The organism is Streptomyces sp. NPDC049577 (assembly GCF_040675635.1).
Taxonomy (GTDB): Bacteria; Actinomycetota; Actinomycetes; order Streptomycetales; family Streptomycetaceae; genus Streptomyces.
Window position 1 is genome coordinate 1 of record NZ_JBFAPH010000135.1, and the last position, 16,478, is coordinate 16,478.

The 16,478-nt window shown below is 71.1% G+C and carries 16 protein-coding genes; 2 read left to right on the forward strand and 14 right to left on the reverse strand.

The genetic code is table 11. From position 1 onward, the window contains the following. Nucleotides 1-373 precede the first annotated feature (373 nt). Nucleotides 374-1,027 carry a DUF4232 domain-containing protein gene (locus AB0K09_RS16910; RefSeq protein ID WP_366066146.1) on the forward strand — a complete coding sequence of 218 codons (654 nt, stop codon included), beginning with the start codon at nt 374-376 and terminating at the stop codon, nt 1,025-1,027. A gap of 62 nt (nt 1,028-1,089) precedes the next feature. Next, on the forward strand, nt 1,090-1,218 hold the full coding sequence (locus AB0K09_RS16915; protein ID WP_366066147.1) for a hypothetical protein: 129 nt from the start codon (nt 1,090-1,092) through the stop codon (nt 1,216-1,218). Between the two features lie 17 nt (nt 1,219-1,235). On the opposite strand, the gene AB0K09_RS16920 is transcribed toward AB0K09_RS16915, so the two are convergent. The 14 genes from AB0K09_RS16920 to AB0K09_RS16985 all read right to left on the reverse strand — a co-directional run. After that, nucleotides 1,236-1,934 (reverse strand): hypothetical protein, encoded by a 699-nt coding sequence (locus tag AB0K09_RS16920; protein ID WP_366066148.1) that lies wholly within the window; start codon nt 1,932-1,934, stop codon nt 1,236-1,238. 62 nt (nt 1,935-1,996) lie between these two features. Further along, entirely contained in the window at nt 1,997-3,226 is a 1,230-nt protein-coding gene (locus AB0K09_RS16925) for a peptidase M23 (RefSeq protein WP_366066149.1), read from the reverse strand. Between the two features lie 4 nt (nt 3,227-3,230). Next, nucleotides 3,231-4,016 carry a hypothetical protein gene (locus AB0K09_RS16930; RefSeq protein WP_366066150.1) on the reverse strand — a complete coding sequence of 262 codons (786 nt, stop codon included), beginning with the start codon at nt 4,014-4,016 and terminating at the stop codon, nt 3,231-3,233. Then, nucleotides 4,013-6,085, reverse strand: coding sequence for a hypothetical protein (locus tag AB0K09_RS16935; protein WP_366066151.1), 2,073 nt, complete (start codon nt 6,083-6,085; stop codon nt 4,013-4,015). Before AB0K09_RS16935 ends, AB0K09_RS16930 begins: the two co-directional genes overlap by 4 nt. Then, on the reverse strand, nt 6,082-6,639 hold the full coding sequence (locus tag AB0K09_RS16940) for a hypothetical protein (RefSeq protein WP_366066152.1): 558 nt from the start codon (nt 6,637-6,639) through the stop codon (nt 6,082-6,084). The genes AB0K09_RS16935 and AB0K09_RS16940 overlap by 4 nt, the downstream gene beginning before the upstream one ends. Continuing rightward, nucleotides 6,636-9,197, reverse strand: a complete 2,562-nt coding sequence (locus tag AB0K09_RS16945) for an ATP-binding protein (RefSeq protein WP_366066153.1) — start codon at nt 9,195-9,197, stop codon at nt 6,636-6,638. The genes AB0K09_RS16940 and AB0K09_RS16945 overlap by 4 nt, the downstream gene beginning before the upstream one ends. 11 nt (nt 9,198-9,208) lie before the next feature. Beyond that, complete coding sequence (locus AB0K09_RS16950; protein ID WP_366066154.1) at nt 9,209-9,862, reverse strand: hypothetical protein; 654 nt, start codon at nt 9,860-9,862, stop codon at nt 9,209-9,211. Further along, nucleotides 9,859-10,107 carry a TcpD family membrane protein gene (locus AB0K09_RS16955; protein WP_366066155.1) on the reverse strand — a complete coding sequence of 83 codons (249 nt, stop codon included), beginning with the start codon at nt 10,105-10,107 and terminating at the stop codon, nt 9,859-9,861. Before AB0K09_RS16955 ends, AB0K09_RS16950 begins: the two co-directional genes overlap by 4 nt. Before the next feature lie 57 nt (nt 10,108-10,164). Continuing rightward, nucleotides 10,165-11,277, reverse strand: coding sequence for a conjugal transfer protein (locus AB0K09_RS16960; protein WP_366066156.1), 1,113 nt, complete (start codon nt 11,275-11,277; stop codon nt 10,165-10,167). 280 nt (nt 11,278-11,557) lie between these two features. Further along, entirely contained in the window at nt 11,558-12,526 is a 969-nt protein-coding gene (locus AB0K09_RS16965; protein WP_366066157.1) for a hypothetical protein, read from the reverse strand. Continuing rightward, nucleotides 12,523-13,014: a hypothetical protein gene (locus AB0K09_RS16970; protein ID WP_366066158.1), complete on the reverse strand. Its 492-nt coding sequence runs from the start codon at nt 13,012-13,014 to the stop codon at nt 12,523-12,525. The genes AB0K09_RS16965 and AB0K09_RS16970 overlap by 4 nt, the downstream gene beginning before the upstream one ends. Further along, nucleotides 13,014-13,682, reverse strand: coding sequence for a hypothetical protein (locus AB0K09_RS16975; protein WP_366066159.1), 669 nt, complete (start codon nt 13,680-13,682; stop codon nt 13,014-13,016). Before AB0K09_RS16975 ends, AB0K09_RS16970 begins: the two co-directional genes overlap by 1 nt. Further along, nucleotides 13,679-14,710 carry a hypothetical protein gene (locus AB0K09_RS16980; RefSeq protein ID WP_366066160.1) on the reverse strand — a complete coding sequence of 344 codons (1,032 nt, stop codon included), beginning with the start codon at nt 14,708-14,710 and terminating at the stop codon, nt 13,679-13,681. The genes AB0K09_RS16975 and AB0K09_RS16980 overlap by 4 nt, the downstream gene beginning before the upstream one ends. Nucleotides 14,711-14,725: 15 nt before the next feature. After that, nucleotides 14,726-16,478 (reverse strand): type IV secretory system conjugative DNA transfer family protein (locus tag AB0K09_RS16985; protein WP_366066161.1); only part of this gene is annotated, 1,753 nt, incomplete at its 5' end.

Consider the following 16,478-nt stretch of genomic DNA (forward strand, 5'->3'; position numbering starts at 1 on the left):
CGCAGAAGACACTCGGGGTCGCCGTGATCGGCACCGGCAGGATGGGCGCGGACCACGTCCGCCGCCTCGACGAGGTCATCGCCGGGGCCCGCGTGCTGGTGTGCAGTCGTTTCGCGAGTACGCCGTAGCTGCGGCCCGAACGTTCCTTGAGCTCACGCATCAGCTCGGCGAACCGATCGGTCTCCGCGGCCATCCCCACCCTCACCCTCGTCCCGGACCGGCGTTCCAGACTCGGTCATTCTCGCAGGTGAGACGGGGTGGAACCGTTTCATGGTTCCCGCTTCCCCGCTACCGCCCCCAGTGGGACGGAATCGGCCGCACTGTTGCCCCGTCAGCCGATCAGACACAACCCACCGGCAGGAGAAGTACCGTCATGCCCGCATCCCGCACCCTCACCGCCTGCGCCGCCCTCGTCCTCGGATCCGCCGCCCTGATCGGGTGCGCCGGCCCGTCCTCCGCTTCTTCCGGTGCCGCTTCCGGGACCGCCACGCCCGCCGCCCCGGCTGCGCCGTCCGCGGGCACGCACCGCACCGACGCCGCCTCCACCGCGCGCACCTCCGCCTCCTCCGCGCCTTCGGCGGCCAAGCACCGGGCGGCCGGTCTCCCCTCCCACGCGAAGGGCTCCTCTGCGTCGCAGGCCGGCGTTCCGTTCTGCCGCGCCTCTCAGCTCACCGTCAGCGCCACGCCCTTCGCCCACCCGCTGAACCACCTGCTGATCACCGCACGCAACACCAGCGGTGAACGCTGCGACCTGGGCATCATCGGCCTCGTCACCTTCGACGGAAGGATCGCCGCCGAGGCCCCCGACGGTATCGGCGGCGGACCCAACATCCTCGATCCCGGTCAGGCCCAGTACGAGGGCGTGTCCCTCGACCGCCAGGACGCCCCCGGCAACGGCAGCGGCACCAGCACCCTGACCGTCCGGCTCGACGGCGGCGACGTCGTCAAGGTCCCCCTGAAGACCTACGTCCACGCCCCGGCCGTCACGGTCTGGCGGCCCACCGCCGCGGACGCCCTCTCCTCCTGACCCGTGTGCCGGCCCTCGCCGGCTTCACCGGCGGAGCAGGACCACCGCCTACGATCACGGTCATGACAGACGACACAGACGACGTGCCCCGCTGGATGCTGATCGTCTCCGTGATCGCCGCTGCACTGCTCACGGTGCTGCGGTCGCCCGGCAAGGGCAGCGGCACGATCGACGCCGACGGTGACGACTAGAGGATGTACGGCACCCGCTAAGCCGTCAGATGGGCGACCCGCCCGAGCTCCGGCCGCAGCGCCTCCGCCGACGCGGGGTCCAGCGTGCGCAGACGGTCCCAGGCGGCGTGGGCGTTGCGGGCGGCGCGGCGGGTCTCGGTGTCCGGGGCGCCGGCCTGGTGCCGGCGTTCGGCCGTGAGCAGGTGGAGGCGGGTGGCGGCCGCCCAGTCGTTCCGCTGGAGCAGGGACAGCCAGGCACGGGTGGCCAGGGCCCCCAGGGTGTGGGGGTGGAGGGGGCCGAGGTCGGCGGCCAGGAGCGTCTCCAGTTCCTCGGCCGCCTCGGCCGCCGCGGCCAGGTCGCCGCGCAGTTCGGCGGCGACGACCCGGCCCAGCACGGCGGCGTGATGGGGGTCGAGCGGTGCGGCTCGCTCCTCCCGGAGGGGTGACGGGGCGGCGGGTAGCGCCGCCGGGTGCGGCGCGTCCAGCGGCGTCACCGCACCGTCGTGATCGACGATCAGGGGCCAGACGGATCCGTCCGGCTCCTTGGCGTTGATCCGCACCGGATGCCCGCGGCGGGCGGCCCGGACGCGGATGTCGGCGAGGGCCGCCGTGCGCGCGTCCTGGCCGGGCAGGTGCTCGACCTGCTCCCCGTCGATGGTCGCTTCCCCCGTGGTGCTGATGACGATCGTGTAGACGGGCGTCAGGGGGACCGAGTCGAGGTCCGTCACAACAGGCATGGCCAATCCTTACTTACCGTCGGTTCCCTTCCGGTTCCGGCGCACCACCATCATCACTCGGATCATCCCGCGTTGGGGTAGTAGGGGGGCGACCAGCCCAGGTACTTGGCACCCCACTTCGATTCGATCTCGGTGGCCGGGACGATGGCTATCTCGCCCCTGCCTTCGATGTCGTTGGACGCGATCTTGCCGTCCCCGACGTAGATCGCCACGTGCCCAGCCCGGTGCCCGGTGTCCCAGAACATGAGCGCGCCGGGCGGCGGGTTGCGGTCGCCGTCGTGCCGCATGTCCTTGGGCATGACGTCCTGGTAGTGGTCGATGGCGAAGTTGGTGCCGGCGGCGTTCCAGCCGTACGCGATGGCGGTGAAGGCCAGGCAGCGCTGGTACCAGTTCGCGCGGTGGCTGTCGGCCTCGGCCTTCGCCCACTTGATGGCGTCCGCCGTCGAGCGGCGGTTGGCGACCTTGGCGGGCCAACCGGCGGAGCCGTCGTGGAAGGGCTCGCCGGGTTTGCCGGGCTGTCCGGCGCCGGTGTTGGTGTTGCAGTTCGTCGACTGGTCGTCGGGATCCTGGTCCTTGTCGCCCGACGAATCGCCGCCGGGGTTCTTGTTGCCGGACTTCCCCGGCTGGCCGGGGTGGTTGTCGCCGGGGCGGTCGAGATCGATGCCGGCTTCCTTGGCGATGCTGCGCGCCTGCGTCTCCTTGGGCCCGTAGGCGTTGGGGTAGCCGGAGCGCTGCACCTTCTGGGCGGCGTCGTTGAGCGACATGTTCTCCCACGGATAGTCCGTCAGGCCCGGCGGGTCGCCGCTGTCGCCGCCGAAGAAGAACATGTGGGACGCGTACTTGGGGTCCATGATCTGTTCCTTGGTGCCCCAGCCCGTCGACCACTGCTGCTGGAAGAGACCGAGGGAGTCCCGGTCCCCGTGGTCGATGTTGTCCAGCTCCGACTCGGCCAGGGCCGTCATCAGCGCGATGAGCGTGGCTCTGCCGGGCAGTTTGCCGTCCTTGGCGACCTGATCGATGATCTTCGCGTTCTGCACCTGGCGCTGGCGCAGGGCCTTGCCCGCTCCACCCGTCTCGTCGCCACCGCTGCCGTTCCCCGACGGCCCGTCATCGGCCGGCTGGCCGGGTTGGCCGCAGGCGGCGGCGGAAGCCGCACCGCCGCCGATGCCCGCGAACGCGCCGAGCAGGACCAGGAAGGCCATGAACAGGGCCGCGACCGGTATGCCGAGCTTGACGGCCAGGGCACGGCGGGCTCCCCCCGCGGCCATGGCGAGGGCCTCACGTCCGTCCAACGACTCAGACCCCCAGGACCCTGCCCACGCGCCAGCCGTCGGAGCCGAGCGTGATCTCGGTCAGCAAGACCTTGGTGTCGTTGTGCTTCTGGTAGCCGGTGACGGTGGTGTCGACCGTGACCTTCCGCCACACGCGCGTGGGGGTGTCCGCCTGCTTGCGCACCCGGTCGTCGTCGGCCGGGCCCACGGTGACCTTGTCCACCGTGGCCACGCCACCGTCGGCCACCAGCTGGTACCAGGACTTGTCGTCGAACTGCTCGAGGTTCTCCTTCAGCGCGTCGGTCATCCAGGGAGCCGCGCGCCGGACCGGGACCTTCTGGTCCTTGTCCACGGGCGGGTTGCGCGTCAGGTAGGCGCGGGCCCAGCCCTCGGCGGTCTTCTCCGGGGTGCTGCGGTCGGCCTTGGCCGAGGGCGAGGCGGAGGGGGTGGCCGGAGCGGGGCCGTCGCCCCGGTCCGGCGACGACTTTGTGCTCGTGGCGGGCGCGCCGCCCGCCTGGACCACCCCCGACGGGGCCCCGGCGTGGTCCGGCCACCAGTGGTTGGCGGCCAGGCCCAAGGCCAGCAGGCCGATGAGCAGGATGATCGCTCCCCCGGCCGTGTCCGGCTCGCGGCGCCGGTCCTCGGCGATGCGGCGCTTGAGCTCGGCCTTCTGGTCCTGCCGGTAGATCTTGCGGGCCCGGCGGCGCAGGCCGCGCTTCGGGGCCTGCTCGATCTCCTCCGGGTACTCGTATCCGGCCTTGAGGAGCTCGCGCCACTCGGCGGGATTCCGGGCCTTGTCCGCCTTGCTCACGAGTTCCTCCTACGACGGCGGCCGGGCGCGGGCGTGCGGGCCGCCGTGGCGGCACCCGAGGCGGAACGATTCGCCACGGCCGTCCTGCGGGCGTCACTGATCCGCTGCTGCTGGGGCACGCTGCGCGGCCTCGGTGCCGTGCGGAAGCGGTAACCGTCCTGACCACTGCCGCCGCCGGGGCGCGACTGCGAGGGGTGCCGCCGGTTCGCGGCCGCCTGCTGCGCGGCAGTGCCTGCGCGTCCGGCCTGCGGGGTTCCCTGCTGGTTGCGGGGCTGGTTACGGGCGTTGTCGCGCTGCGCGGCCGCGCCGGCCACGGAGCGCGGACGCACGGTTCCCACCGGCGTCGAACGCCGCTCCGGCAGATCGACGGTCCGCCCGGCACCGGCGCCGTAGGTGCCGCCACGGCTCGCCGCGCCCGGACTGCGCCGGCCGCCGCCCGCGCCCTGCTGACCGGAGGCGCCCTGGGACGGGCTGTTGCCCGACCTGCCGCCTCCCGCACTGAGCGGAACGGGGTTCTTGGCCATCCAGGACGCCATGGACGCGGCCTTGCCGATGTGGGAGACCTTGTCGTCGAAGGCCTCCGCGCCCTTCCTGACGCCCGCCATGGCGAGCTTGCCCGCGCCCCTGCCGGCCTGCTTACCGGCCCAGCCGGCCCCCTTCAGGGCCTTGCCGGTCGTCCAGCCGCCGGCCCGTCCGGCCATCCGCCCGGCGCCCCGGGCGATGGCCATGCCGGCCGCCGACGCACCCGGGCTCATGGCGCCGGTGACACCGACGATGCTCTCCATGACGGTGCGGAACTTGAACGCCACGAGCGCGCTGGTGATGCTGATGCCGGCCGCGGCGAACCAGCCGTACTTCCCCGACTCGCCGGGGCTGCCGATCATCGAGACGGCCGCGGTGTTCAGGATCAGCACGCATCCGAGCACCATCGTGCTGACGAACGACTGGAGCGTGAAGCCCAGCAGCATGTCGAACCAGCGCATGCCCCATTGCCGTGGCCGGCCGGGGATGACCCACAGGCAGGCGAAGACCACTCCCGCAAGGAGCAGCATCAGCGCCCCGATGAGCGAGGCGAGGGAGGCGAAGGCCAGCGCGATGGCCAGGGCGGCGAACAGGACGACGCAGACGAAGGCGGCGATGGTGACCGGGACGCGGCCGGCGTTCTTGCCCTGGCGCCAGTTGACGGCGGGGTCACCCACGCAGTCGGAGCACACGTTGTCCGAGAGCCAGCTCTCACGGCCTCCGGTGTCGTCACCCTTGGCGTCCCAGAGCTTCTGGGCGTACTCCTTGCACGTATTGAGGTTTCCGAATTCGGCGACGCACCACGGGGTCACGACGTACGACCGCCAGATCGCGTCGGCCGACTGGCGCAGCATGTTGTCCTGCGCCGAGCCGTTGAACTCCACCTTGCCCTTGATGTCGATGGGCTGCTTGATCTCCTTGCCCATGCCGGCACTGGCGGCCTCCATGGCCACGGAACTGCCGACGCTGCGGGTCGAGTCGATGGCGTCGACCCAGACCTGGGGTGTGGTCAGCAAGGACACCGAGAGGATTCCCGAGGCGGCCACCCAGCCCAGTTGGCTCAGGCCGCTGCCGTTGGCCTTTCTGTGGTTGGCCCACGCCACCAGAGCTCCCACGGCGAGGGCCGAGGGGAGCAGTGTCTCGGCCACCGTTCCGGCGGCGCCGGAGATGGCGTGGGCGATCGAGTCCTGGAGCGGCTTCACGGACGTGAACTTGATGGCCCACTGCACGACGACCACGGCGGCCAGGCCGACCAGCACGGTCAGGCCCATGAAGATGATGGCGATGCCGTTCTGGATCTGGTAGCCGATCTCCTTCCAGCCCAGCTGGTAGTCCAGCTGGTAGAGACCGCTGCCGCTGTAGCGCTCGAAGAGCGTCCCGTCCTGTCCGGCCGGCACGGTGTTGGGCGAGGGGAGCAACATGCCCATGCCGGCGGGGGCGTACTTGGAGAAGTCCTTGGCCGAGGCGGCCCCGCCCGTCACCATCAGTGTGGTGAGGGCGCCCACGATGGGGATCGCGATGTTCCGGAAGCGGGGAATCCTGATCATTTGGACCTCATGAGGGCCTCGCGGACAGGATCGGCGTGCCCCTCTTCCGAGTCGTAGATGTCCGCGTCCTGCTCGACCAGCCACGTGCCGCCCCCCTTGACCATGCGCAGGGCGACTCGTTCGACATGGCGGCCGTCGCTGCCGTCGGACGTCGTGGTGACCATCAGACCGGTTCCGGCGATGTGTTTCCCGCTCGCCGGGACGGTCTCGGGCGTGCCCTCGACCGTCACCGTCGCCGGGGGACCGGGCTCACTGGCGACGTTGGTCGCCGCGCACTCGTCGACGGACTTGCCGTCCCGTCCCTGCTGCGTCAAAAGCTCACACTTCTTACGCCAGTCCCGCTGATGCACGGCCTGCCGGTACTTGACCGCCACGGCCTTCATCGCCGCCTCGTCCTTGCCGAAGGCGTCCGGCTCCTTGGACGCCCCGGCGCCGGGCTTCTTCCCGTCCTTGCCGCCGTCGCCGCCGTCCTTGCCGTCACCGTGCGACGACGAGCACCCGGTGACCACCAGGACCGACGCGACCACCGCCGCCGCGGCCGTCATTCGCTTCATGCGCTGACTCCCTGAGGCTCGGACTTGCTCATGGAGACCGGTTCCTGTGCCGCCCCGGCGCCGGTCGTCTTCGGGGTCGTGCTCAGCAGCTCGAGGATCTCCAGCGACGGCACGTCGAACTGCACCGTCGCGCTGCTGAAGCGGCGGTCGCGCATGATGCAGTGGCCGTGGCGGATCTCCTGCGTCACGTCCACGCCGATGGCCTGGATGAGCTGGCGCGTGTGCGGGCCCTTGGGCAGGTCCAGCAGGGCCGCGAGCGCGTCCTGCTGCTCCGCCGTCGTCAGCTGGAAGCCGAAGACCGTGGTCATCTGCTCGACCAGACCCGTGAGGCTGGCCAGCGACTCCGGGTCCTGCGTGTCGACGACCAGCGCGGTGTGCAGCGCGCGGCCGACCCGGGCGATGTACTGGAGGAAGGAGCTGCCCTCGCGGGTGGCCGTCAGGACGTGCACCTCGGGCACGGCCACGACCTTGCGCAGGCCGCGCAGGTCCTTCCGGCCCGCCATGCTGATGCCGTAGGCGAGCAGCGAGTGGACCAGGGCCACCGACAGGCGCTGGTGGACGGACCAGTCGTCGCGGTCGTCGTCCGGCGACGGCAGGGTGATGCCGGGGACCTGGACGACCCAGATGCCCGGGGTCGGGGTGATCAGCGTGGTGCCGGACGGCTTGCCCATGAAGGGCGCGCCCAGACCGGTCAGCGACAGCTCGTAGAGCGCGTCGCCCGCCTCGCGGCTCAGCTCGTCCTCGGACTGCCGCAGCCGCTCGATGACCTTCCAGGTCGCCGGGTCGCCCTCGGCGATGATCTCGTTGACCGCGCTCTGGATCGGGGTCTCCGCGCCGCGCATCCGCAGGTGCTGCGGCAGCGCGATGCCGAGCTGGGCCGGGACCTCGGTCTGGGCGCGCTCGGCGCTCTCCCCGGAGAGCAGGGTGAAGAGGTCGGCGACGCCCGCGAACTGGGCGCCCGTCTCGATCAGGTGGGCGTTGAGCCCGTAGCGCTGCCCGGACGAGACGAGGCCGCCCATGTCGCCCTTGAAGTCCAGGGCCAGCACGAACGAGCCGCGGAAGCCGGAGTCCAGCAGGGACAGCATCATCGCGGTCGTCTTGCCGCGGCCGCTTCGGCCGATGAAGGCCGTGGTCGTGGCGTCGCCGCGCTCGGAGCCGCCGGTGAGGTCGTTGCGGACGACGCCGGGCGTGGAGCCGGTCAGATAGCCGATGATCGGACCGGTGTCGTCGCCGACCGAGGCGCCGCCCCAGAACCAGGAGCCGGCGAAGGCGCCGACCGTCCGGGTGTGCACCAGGTCCGGGACGCGCAGCATGTCGCCGGGCTGGGACTCCAGCCACAGCTCGCGCTGCTCCTCGGCCGCGACGCTGACCTCGATGCCGAGGCCGCCGTAGAAGCCGATGACGGCGTCGCAGCGGTTGCGCAGGTCCTCCAGCGAAACGTCACTGCTGACGATCAGGCGCGGGTGGTCCTCCATCAGCGTGACGTCCTCGCGCTTCATGTCGCGCGAGAGGGCCGTCATCGTCTCCTCGGTCTCCTCGATCTCCTGCGCGGTCTCGCCGGCGGAGTGCTTGGCGGCGCTCTGCCGCTGCTCCTTGGCGAGCCGGCGGACCTCGTCGATCTGCTTGAGCGCGTCGCGCTTGTGCAGGACCTTGAAGCGGACGGACGGTTCGGCGTTGACCGGCTTGACGTGGATGTCCCGGTCGAGGTCGTCGTCCGTGTACTCGGGCACGTACGTGATCTCGGCGACGGCCCGCAGCCATTCGCCGGCGCCCGGGGACTCCATCTCCTCCGGGAAGCCGTCCATGGTGAGGATCGCGGTCCACGCCGTGGTCTCGCCGCGCTGGTCGACGATGCGGATGTGGTCCGGGTAGGGCAGCGCCCGGCCGCGGGTGAGCTGGGCCAGCCGGGCGCCGGTGATCATGCCATCGCCGTCCGGCGTCGGCAGGGGGGCGCCGCGGCGCTGCTCGCGCGCGACCATCCAGGCCAGCATCTCGACGGTGGCCGGCTGGGCCTTCCACGGCGTGGTCTCCAGCTGGCGGCCCAGGCGCCGGGTGAGGGCGTCGAGCCGGGCGATCTCCTTCGGGGAGACGGAGGTGGAGCCGATGCCCATGGCGTCCTGCACGCCCCGGCTGCCCCGGGCCTTGGCCTGGGTGGAGCGCTCGGAGATGCGCACGCCGAGCAGCAGGATGCGGGTGGGGAGTTCGAGGTCGTCGAGGCGGTCGACGCGGACGTCGGCCCACTCGGCGTAGTTGCCCGCCGAGAAGAGGGTGTCCGCCTCGTTCCGGTACTCGTTGGAGTTCAGCGGCGCCCAGACGATCTTGAGGTGGCAGTCGTAGCCGGAGAGCGTACGGGCGAGCGCGCTGCTCGCCTGGTCGTGCTCGGCGTCACGGGCGCTCTCCGACATCAGGTCGGTGTTGGAGCCCGAGAGGACGAACCACGCCTCGGCGTGCGTCTCCGTGACGACCAGGCCGTCCGCGAGGGCGACGTAGCGGGGCGGCGGGGCCGAACGGTCACCCTCGACGCCGAGGAAACGGGCGATGCCCTTGATCAACTTCAATGTCGGGTCCCTTACGTGCCATTCGGGCCGGGCATGTGGGGCGCGCGGCCCGTCCATGCCTGCTGGGCCGCGTGCTGTGCGCTCTGCCGGGCCGCCGCCTGCTGGGCCGCCTTGCGCTCCTTGCCGGACAGGCCCCGCATCCGCGCGCGGTAGACGTGGTCCGGGCCGTAGAGCCGGGGGCGGGTGTCGAGCTTGACCGGGCGGCCCGCCGTGGCCTTGGGCTCCTCGCCGCCGAGGGCCCCTTCGAAGACGCCCATCCCGGGCAGGGCCAGGAAGTCGTCCGTCCGCTCACCGAGCCGGGCCCGCAGGGGCAGCCACTCGCTGCGGTCGGCGGCGCGGCGCCCGCCGTTGATGACGGGCCGGTGGCCCACCGTCAGATAGCGGGCCGCCAGGGCCCACTGGGTCAGATTCCAGCGCCGCTCGTTACGCCGCGACCGCTGCGCCCCGTAGAACGTGATGAGCGCGGGCGGCGCGAAGTAGAGCGTGAAGAAGAACTTCGACGGGAATCCGAAGATGAGCAGCAGTCCACCCACCCAGACCGCGTAGATCACGGCACCGGTCACCAGGACGCGCCGCGAGGGGCCCTCGCCGAGGTCCATGCCGAACAGCTCGTGCTGCCGTGTCTCCAGGTCGAAGTGGCGGGTGAAGGTGTGCCCAACCCTCATGAGCCCGCCACTTTGTTCCAGATCGCGGTGAGCATGTTCTTCGAGGCGTCCGGCGCGAAGACGAAGCCGGCCACGACCACACCGGCCATGAAGTGGCCGAGGAGCTCGCCCCATTCACGCTTGGCGTAGTGGCCGATGGCCCTGACCGCGAGGACGATCAGGAAGATGTTTCCGGCGATCAGAAACACCCAGGACTTCAGTTCGGCGCCACTGGTCAGCGCGAGTTGCATCGGGATTCCCCTCATGGTGAGACGGGTGGCAAAGTGGGGCCGGCGGACCGGCGGAAAGGGGCAGGGCGCCGGCTACGGCGTGAGTCCGCCGTGGACCTCGGACACCTGCCAGCGTTCGGCCTGGGCGGAGGACACGCGGGTCACCTTGACCCGGTAGGTCTCCTCGATCTCGGCGCCGCCGACGTTCCAGCTGACGACGGCCGTGCCGATGCGGTCCGTGCCGCTTCCCTCGTCCACGGTCCAGTTGCGGATGGTGCCGAGCGTCATGCCGGACGGCAGGGCGGGGATGGAGGCGCCGGGCGCGGCGACCGAGCCGGGCTCGCCCGTGGCGTACTTGGAGAAGAACTCCTCGACCACGCCGCGGGTCTTGTCGCTGAACTCCATGTCGTTGCTCTTGGTGGGCACGGCGGGCACGGACGGACCGTTGCCGGGCACGCCGACGATGCCGGGCTGGCCGGTGACGACGACGCGGCCGGAGGCCTGGACGACGGGCACCTCCAGGCCCATCCAGCGGGTGACGGTGGCGCCGGGCTTGGCGTCCTGCTTCTTGGTGTCGTCCTTCTTCGCGTCGTCCTTCTTGTCGGCGGGCTTGTCGGCGCCCGCCGCGGGGTCGGCGGCGGGGCCGCTGACGAGGACGTCCACCCGGACGCGGGCGCGGTTGTCCCCGAGCACCGAGACGGTGCTCGGCTGGACGACGACCACCTGCTGGCGCCCCTTGGAGTTCCAGCCGGAGGTGGTGTCGAAGCCCTTGGGCATGTCCCGGGACAGCGCGGCGGCACGGGCCTGCGGGTCGTTCTCGTCCCAGCTGAGGTAGGAACGGGCGAACCGCGCGGCGACCGCCTGCGCCTCCTGGACGGGGTACTGCGGCCCGCTGTCGACCTTGGTGGGAGCGGGCTTGGGGGGTGCGGGGGCCCAGATCCAGGACCGGATGCCGGTGATCGCGGCGAGGGCCACGACGCCCCAGAGGACACCCCGGCCGACCTTCACGGCGAACTTGGCGCCGCTCTTCTCGTCCTCGATCTGCCACGGGACCTGGCTGTCCGGCGCGGCCTGGGCGCCCTCCGGCGCCGCGTCGGCGGCGCGGGCCGGCCCGGGCGTCTGCGCCTGGAGCCGCGCGGCGGCGTCCGTCCACTGCTGGAGCGCGGCGGGAGCGGTGGGCGCGGGGGCGGCGGCGGGCTGGGCCACCGGAGGCGCCTGTGGCGCGAGCATGTCAGCGGCAGGGGCTGCCGGAGCCTTTTCGCGCGGCTCCGGCAGATTCAGTATTCGCCGCACGCCCGTCTTGAATGTGCTCAACCCTGGTGACCCTTCCCCCGTACAAGGCCTGAGTGGCAGGACAGTACGTTGGCCGATTACTGATCGTCAAATTACTTCATTTGACAACTAGTCGGCGAACAGTGACCGCTCTTGTCTGCACCAACGGGCCCGAAGTTCCCGACAATGCGGGCTGTGTCGGAAACGCCCACCCCTACTTCAGCGACGGTCCGCGACCTCGCGACTGCGCGGGGAGGGGATCGACGGCCGGCGCGGGGGTGTTGACCTGCTTGGGCGCCTCGGACTTTGTAGCCAACCTGTTGCGAAGATCGGGTCCTTCGGCCTGCAGGCTCTCGCCGAGATCGGTGCTGACGGCCGCTGCCGACTGCTTCTTTGCCGGCTCGGCCTCTTGCGAGGCGTGCAGTTCGGCTTCCATCTGCCGAATCTGCTCAACGGCCTCCGGGTCCACATTGGGATTGATCTTGGCCCGGACCTTCGGTTCGCGCAGTTCCTCGACACCCGGCGGGATGCGCACACCCTGGTAACGCTCGCTCTGCAGGTAGTCGAGCGCCTCCTGGTACTTCTTCGTAAGTGCCGGATTACCGTTCCCGAGCTTCTCCACTTTGCCGGAGCGGCTGATCTCGTAGAGCCCGTGGTTCTCCGACTTGGCCTTGAAGCTCTCGGGAGTGTGGAACTGCAGCTCGAACTTCTCGTCCGTCGCCGAGTTCCGCCAAGTGGTGTTGACGCCCTTGTAGACCGGGTCCTGCCAGGTGTTCTTCTCCGAGCCGGGCACGGGCTCATAGCCCTGCTCACGAAGCTGGGCGTAGGTCTCCTTGACGCCTTCGGTGTAGGTCTCCGACTCGAAGGTCAGGGTGTATCGATTGAGGTCGTTGACCTTGGAGACGGTCTTCTCGACGCTGTCACCGTCGTCCTTCGCCACGGCGACCTTGCGGCGAAGGGAGTCGAGCCCCTTGAGGGAGTATTCGAGGCCCTCCAGCTTGCTACCGTGCGATTCGGCGGTGCCGCGCTGGATGTCGTGCATCACGCCGTCGAGGCGACCACGAGCCGTCTCCGCGCGCTGCCACACGGAAGTGACACGGCGGTTCTCCTCCGCAGTCAGTTCCAGATGCTCTTCGAACTTCGCCGCATCGCCCTTCCAGGCGCCGACGTCGTTGCCACTCACAGTTCGGTAGCCCCCGTCACGCCACGCAGCTCCTGCAGCAGCTGCTCGGCCTCATCCGCGCTGATCTCGACCAAGTGCGGCGGATTCGAGGGACGCGGGTCGAAGAACTCGAAGACGGCAGGGGTCGGACCCCATACGTTCCGGATTTTGAACGCCTCGTCATAGATGCGCTCCGGGCTCCGGCGTCGGCGGACGACCGTAGTGGGCCGCTCGCCGTCGCGCCAGGCCGCTTCATCCGTGTATCGCGCCCAGTACCGGACCCAGAGCTGCCGGTCCGCCTGCAGTTCGGCGGCACGCTCAGCAGTCACGGGCTGGAGAACGTCCTGCGCCGGAAGGAACTCGGCCGCGTTCTCGACCCGGTGCCACTGCCAGTCGAGCAGCGACAGGTACTGCCACTCGTCACCGGCCCGTCGCCAAAGGCCGTCCGGGCGCTCAGGCGTATAGCCCTCCGGTACCTCGACGAAATACGTATACGTCTGATCGCTCATCAATAAGTCTCCTCTGAGGAATGAGGGGCGTACCGCTCGCTCTGTATCAGCTCGGCCGCCTGCTCGTGCACCTTCGAGAACTCGGAACCCCCCGCGGAGCGGACCCGGCCCGAGCGGTAGAGATCGTAAAGGAGATGGTTCTCCGACTGGACCGAATAACTCTCGTCCGTATGGAATCGGATCTCGAACCGCATCTCCCCGCCCGGGCGCTGCCAGGCCGCTCGGAATGCCTTGTAGAGGGGATCCTCCCAGGAGTTCCGTTCCGAGCCGGGTACGACTTCGAAGCCCTGCTCGTGCAGGAGGGCGTACGTCTGCTGGACGCCCGTCGTGTAGTGATCGGTTGCGAGGACGAGGGTGTAGCGGTTGAGGTCGCTGATCTTTCGGGCGAATGCCGCCACGTCGACGCCGAGCCGCTTTCGGGCCGCGGTCTGGCGGCGGAGGGCGATCAGGCCCTTCAGGCGGTACTGCTTTCCCTCCAGACGGGCGCCGTACGGTTCCGCCAGCCGGGTCACCAGGCCGTCCATCAGGCCGTCGAGGTGCTTGTGCGCCGCGCGGGCCTCTTCCCAGCGGGCCGTGACGACGCGGTTCTCCTCGGCCGTCAGGGCGAGGGGGCGGGCGTCCTCGGAGCGGTCGTCCTGCCAGGCGCCCACGGGTCGGTCGGTGCTCACAGCTCGATGTCCCCCTTCGCCAGCCGCGCCGCCTGGGCCGCGTCGATCTCGACCAGGTGCGGCGGGTCGGAGGGCCGGGCGCTGAAGAAGTCGTGGACGGCCTCCGTCGGCTCCCAGGTGCCGTCCGGGCCGTACGCCTCGTCGTAGATGCGCTCCGGGCTGCGCCGGCGGCGGACCACCGTGGTCGGTGGGGCGCCCGCTCGCCAGTCGGTCTCGTCGGTGTAGTGGGCCCAGTACGTGACCCAGGACTGCCGGTCGCCGGCCAGTTCCAGGGCGCGTTCGGCCGTCAGCGGGTGCAGCGCCTCCGGCGGCACCGGTGGCTTTTCCGCGGCGTGCCACTCCCAGTCGAGCAGCGAGAAGTACGCCCAGCTCTCGTCCTCGCGCCGCCACAGGCCGTCCGGGCGGTCCGGGGTCCAGCCCTTCGGGACCTCGGCGAAGAACTCGTAGCGCGCGTTCTCCAGGCGCTGCCGTTCGGCCTCCGCCTCGGCGACCCGGGTGCGCAGGGCGGTGGTGTCGGTGGTGCGGCCGGGGCGGTCCGGGGAGTGGTCGGTCTCGCACTCGCTGAACATGTAGTTGTGCCGGATGCGCTCGATCGTCGGCCACAGCCACATCTGGTGCCAGTACGCGAGCTCGGAGCCGGCGCGGTTCGGGTCGGCGTCGGCCTCGACCGCCGCACACCAGGCCGCGCGGAGGGCGGCGAGCTCCTCGACGACGCCGCCGTGCGCCGGCCAGCAGGGCCAGATGCGCAGATGGAGCTGGGGGGCGTAGTGGCGGCCGAACCAGTCGATCCAGTCGGCCAGGTCCTGCCAGTCCTGCTCCGTGGCCCGCAGGGACCACGGGAGGTGGCCGCCGGGTGCCGGGGCGCCGGAGGTCCCGGCCTCCAGGGCGCCGAGACGGCCGAGGATCTCCCCCAGGATCTCCTCGACCTGGCCCTGTTCCCGCTTCACGCCCAGCGCGAACTTCTTGACCATCTCCTCGAGTTCCGCGCGGTAGGCGGCGAAGTCCGAGGCCTTCAGTGCGTCGTCCACGTGCCGTCCCCTCCGTTACAGCGGTCCGCCGATGCGCGCCGCCCGTGTCGCCTGCTCGCCGGCCCGCAGGGCCTGGCCGTCGCGGCTCTGGTCCCACGGCTCCAGCTGGGCGATGACGGCGGGCGCGCCGCGGAAGAGGAGCAGGGCCTGGCCGTGCGGGAGCTGGCGGATCTCCTCGGGGCGCAGGATGCGGCGTTCGCGCTTGACCTCGGAGGTGCTGTAGCCGAAGAGGCGCTGGGTGTCGCGGGAGGTGGAGAGTTCGGCCAGTTCGGTCTCGCCGATGAGCTCCGAGAAGCGGCGGAGGGCCTCGATGTCCTTGAGGCCGCCCATGACGAGGGTCGCGGCGGCGTTGTCGAGGAGGGTGTTCGCCTCCTTGTCGCCCCAGCGCAGTCCGGCCTGGGCGAGGGACTGGAGGGCGTAGACGAGGTGGATGCCGTAGCCGCGCGCGTCGGAGGCGAGCGACGGCAGCTTCGGGAGCGGGGCGACGTTGGCGACCTCGTCGAGCACCAGGCGGATGAAGGGGTCGAGCCGGCCCGACGGCATGCGGGGCGCGCGGCGCTTGGCGGCGTCGACGACCTCGCCGAGCAGCATGGTGGTCAGCGGCGAGACGTTGGTGGAGGCGTTGGAGTCGCTGATGAGGACGAGCGTGTCGCGGGAGGCGACGAAGCGGTCGGCGTCGAAGACGGGCACGCCCTCCTGGGGCGTCACGCAGCGCAGGACCTTGCGCAGGGCGAGCGGTTCGAGCTGGGCGGCGAGGGTCTGCCGGGTGGAGGCGACGGTCTCGTCGGCGCCGGTCGAGACGGAGCGCAGCAGGACGTCCCAGCCGGGTTCGGCGTTCGGGTGGTCGGTGAGGATGGCGCGCGGTTCGCTGGCCTTCTCCAGGTTGGTGGCCCAGCGCAGGACGTGCTCGATGGTGCGGCCCTCGATCGCGGCGGCGTGCAGCAGGCGGGTGAGGGCCGAGGAGGCGGTCTGCTGGAAGAAGCCGGCGTTGGTGGAGGAGCCGTCGTCGGCGCCCATGCCGACGGAGAAGGACAGGGCGCGCGAGGTGGCGGTCTCGCCGTCCTCGCAGCCGGCGACCGGGTCCCAGACCATGCGTTCCGGCCAGCCGACCGTGTCGAGCGGGTCGAAGACCCACACCTTGCCCTGCCGGGAGCGCGGCTGGGCGATGACGTCGAGGACGTCCGCGCGCGTGGACGTCACGACGAGCGGGCCGGGGGCGTCGAGGCAGGCCGGGATGACGACCGTGCGGGACTTGCCACCGCCGGAGGGGGCGATGACGGCGATCGAGTCCTCGGGCGTGGCGACGAGCGGCTGTCCGCTGCCCAGCTGCGTGCCCATCCGCCAGCCGAACTCGCGCAGTTCGGCGCGGGCGGCGGCCTTCGGGTCGTAGCGGCCGTCCTTGCCGGAGAAGGTCGTGGCGCGGGTCTGCGCCGCGGCCGCCCGGGCGCGGGCCTCGCCGAGGTTGTGGCGGGCCTCGACGGCGGAGGCCAGGCCCTCGCCGCCGGCGCCGCGCGTGCGGCGGCCGCGGGCGCGTACGGCCAGCAGGATCAGGGCGAGGGGGGCGGCCAGGAAGACCAGCCAGACGGCGATGGTGACGCCGGGCGAGGCGGCCCGGATGCCTTCCTCGGCCAGGCCGTCCAGCGGCCGGTGGAGGGCGAGCGCCTTGACGGTCGAGGCGACGTCCGAGACGGACATGCCGTCGGCGGTGGTCTCGGCGCGCACCCGCTTGAGGAAGCGGTGCGACTGCGGCAGGTTCTCGCAGTTGGTG

What these genes read in the sequence shown, in the direction of transcription:
- AB0K09_RS16910 (WP_366066146.1), top strand. Translation starts at nt 374, where the DNA reads ATGCCCGCATCCCGCACCCTCACCGCCTGCGCCGCCCTCGTCCTCGGA.
- AB0K09_RS16915 (WP_366066147.1), top strand. Translation starts at nt 1,090, where the DNA reads ATGACAGACGACACAGACGACGTGCCCCGCTGGATGCTGATCGTCTCC.
- AB0K09_RS16920 (WP_366066148.1), bottom strand. Translation starts at nt 1,934, where the DNA reads ATGCCTGTTGTGACGGACCTCGACTCGGTCCCCCTGACGCCCGTCTAC.
- AB0K09_RS16935 (WP_366066151.1), bottom strand. Translation starts at nt 6,085, where the DNA reads ATGATCAGGATTCCCCGCTTCCGGAACATCGCGATCCCCATCGTGGGC.
- AB0K09_RS16940 (WP_366066152.1), bottom strand. Translation starts at nt 6,639, where the DNA reads ATGAAGCGAATGACGGCCGCGGCGGCGGTGGTCGCGTCGGTCCTGGTG.
- AB0K09_RS16950 (WP_366066154.1), bottom strand. Translation starts at nt 9,862, where the DNA reads ATGAGGGTTGGGCACACCTTCACCCGCCACTTCGACCTGGAGACACGG.
- AB0K09_RS16955 (WP_366066155.1), bottom strand. Translation starts at nt 10,107, where the DNA reads ATGAGGGGAATCCCGATGCAACTCGCGCTGACCAGTGGCGCCGAACTG.
- AB0K09_RS16970 (WP_366066158.1), bottom strand. Translation starts at nt 13,014, where the DNA reads ATGAGCGATCAGACGTATACGTATTTCGTCGAGGTACCGGAGGGCTAT.